Origin of the sequence: Dactylosporangium sp. NPDC000555, assembly GCF_040300025.1 — a bacterium.
Taxonomy (GTDB): Bacteria; Actinomycetota; Actinomycetes; order Mycobacteriales; family Micromonosporaceae; genus Dactylosporangium.
Map to the genome: position 1 here is coordinate 1 of NZ_JBEPDB010000073.1, position 1992 is coordinate 1992.

At 72.9% G+C, this 1992-nt stretch carries 4 protein-coding genes; 2 read left to right on the forward strand and 2 right to left on the reverse strand.

Features of this window, described 5'->3' with window-relative positions; translation table 11 throughout:
- Both ABT297_RS32465 and ABT297_RS32470 read left to right on the forward strand, forming a co-directional pair.
- A partial coding sequence (locus ABT297_RS32465) for a sensor histidine kinase (RefSeq protein WP_350556230.1) occupies positions 1 to 673 on the forward strand: 673 nt, incomplete at its 5' end.
- A 143-nt stretch (positions 674 to 816) separates the two neighbouring features.
- Positions 817 to 1119: a hypothetical protein gene (locus tag ABT297_RS32470; RefSeq protein ID WP_350556231.1), complete on the forward strand. Its 303-nt coding sequence runs from the start codon at positions 817 to 819 to the stop codon at positions 1117 to 1119.
- A gap of 58 nt (positions 1120 to 1177) precedes the next feature.
- On the opposite strand, the gene ABT297_RS32475 is transcribed toward ABT297_RS32470, so the two are convergent.
- On the reverse strand, positions 1178 to 1585 hold the full coding sequence (locus ABT297_RS32475; protein WP_350556232.1) for a PIN domain-containing protein: 408 nt from the start codon (positions 1583 to 1585) through the stop codon (positions 1178 to 1180).
- The gene (locus tag ABT297_RS32480; protein ID WP_350556233.1) at positions 1582 to 1812 is read right to left on the reverse strand and encodes a type II toxin-antitoxin system VapB family antitoxin; all 231 of its coding nucleotides are present in this window, start codon (positions 1810 to 1812) and stop codon (positions 1582 to 1584) included. Before ABT297_RS32480 ends, ABT297_RS32475 begins: the two co-directional genes overlap by 4 nt.
- Between the last annotated feature and the right edge of the window lie 180 nt (positions 1813 to 1992).

Consider the following 1992-nt stretch of genomic DNA (forward strand, 5'->3'; position numbering starts at 1 on the left):
CGGCCGGCGGGCGCCGCGCCCCGCCGCCCTGGCGCCGTTCGTGCCGCTGGCCGAGCTGCTGCTGGCCGCGGCCACCGAGCCCGCCCGGCTGGCCCGGGACCTGCACGACTCGGTGGTGCAGACCCTCTACGGCATCAGCCTCGGCGCCGGCACCGCCGCCGAGCTGCTGTACGGCAATCCGGCCCACGCCGAGGCGTCCCTGGCCTGGATCAAGAAGACGGCCGCGGCCGGCCTGACCGACCTGCGCGGGATCATCCTGCGGCTGCGCCCGGAGACCCTGGTCGGCGCGGGCCTGGCCACCGCGCTCAAGGGCGTGTTCGAGACGCTGCACGCCGCCCCGGGCCGGGCCGGCTGGGGCCTCGAGCTCGACGCCGACCCGCCGGTCAGCCCGCAGGTGGAGGAGGCGTTGTACCGCATCGCGCTGGAGGCGCTGGGCAACGCCGCCCGGCACGCCGAGGCCTCGCAGGTGACCGTGCGGCTGGCCGGCGACGACAGCCACGTGGTGCTGGAGGTGATCGACGACGGGACCGGGTTCTCCCCCGACGAGCCGCACCCGGGCCGGCTCGGCGTGCGCTCGATGCGCGAACGGGCCGCGCTGCTCGGCGGCACGCTGGACATCCGCAGCGCGCCGGGCGCCGGCACGGTGGTCCGCGCGGCCCTCCCGACCGGGTGACCCGCGGGGGCACCGGCGCGGGCACGTCGACCGGCCCGAGGACGTGCTGCCGTGCCCGCCGACGTGCCGGACCAGAAGCTGCTGGCCCGCGACGCCACCGTGGTGGTCACCGGCCACCGTCCGACCACCGTCAGGAGCATCACGTGACCACGTCGGTCAGTTCCGTCTTCTCCGCCGTGCTCGACCCGGTCAACCGGCACGACCCGTACCCGCTGTACACCTCGCTGCGCCGCACCCCGGTCGGCGTGGAGGCCGACGGCACCTACTGCTACGGCGCGCCGCTGGCCCGCCTGGAGGCACAGCTGGCCCTGCAGGCGCTGGTCCCGGCCCTGTCCGACGCCCGGCTGCTGGAGGATCCGCCGCAGTACCGCATCAGCGCCGTCCTGCGCGGCCCGCGCCACCTCCGCGTCGACCGTCACCGCGATCAGGCCCAGCATCGTCAGTGACCGCCGACCACGACTGACGGGCCGGCGCCCCCCGCCCGTGCAGGGGCGCCACCCGACGTCAGTCCGGCCCAGCGCTGATCCGCCGCTGCCGAAGCCCCGGCACGAACCGCGCCACCGTCTCGAAGTCGGCGTCCTCGTGGAGCACGGTAAGTTTGAGCCGCATCGCCGTCGCGGCGATCACCAGATCGGCGACGGAGAGGCCGTGATAGGCACTGGGTTCCACGAGCTCGTGCCGAATGGCGGAGACGACGGGCCAGATCCCGTCCGGAACCGCCGCCCACGGATAGACCCCGAGGATCTTCTCCTCGACGGTCGGATACTCCTTCGCGTCGGCGAGCTTCATCGTCTCGGCGAGCGCTGGTTCGCAGATCGCGACGAGGCCGCGTTCGACGGCGTCGTCCCAGGCCTGGGCCGCCTGATCGCGTTGGATTCGAACGAGTGCGCTGGTGTCGGCCAGATACCTCACTCGTCGCCCTCGTCGTAGGCCGCGTAGTCGAAGGCTCCGTCGGCGGACATCTTCCGCAGTTCCTTGAGCGCCTCACGCCGCTCGAAGCGCTTGTGCTGCACCAGCACGTTGAGCGCGCTGTTGATGGCCTCGTTCGGCGCGGCGACGCCGAGGTGGCGCTGGGCCTCGCGCAGCAGGTCCCGGTCGATCTGAGGTTCGGCCGCCGAGCGAACGGCTGTTTCGGTCATGAGCATGTCACCTCCGTCCATCAACCTAGTGGCCACATGGGTATATGTCCAATCCGGCCGGTTCAGTTTCAGGATACGGAGGCGAAAGCAAGTGGCACCCCGCCCGCCGGAGCGGGGGGGCGCCACCGAGAACGTGCGTGGGTCAGGCCTCGACCAGGGCCATGACCTCGTCCGAGACGT

Excerpts from the sequence above, each read along its gene's own strand:
- ABT297_RS32480 (WP_350556233.1), bottom strand. The coding sequence starts at position 1,812 with ATGACCGAAACAGCCGTTCGCTCGGCGGCCGAACCTCAGATCGACCGG.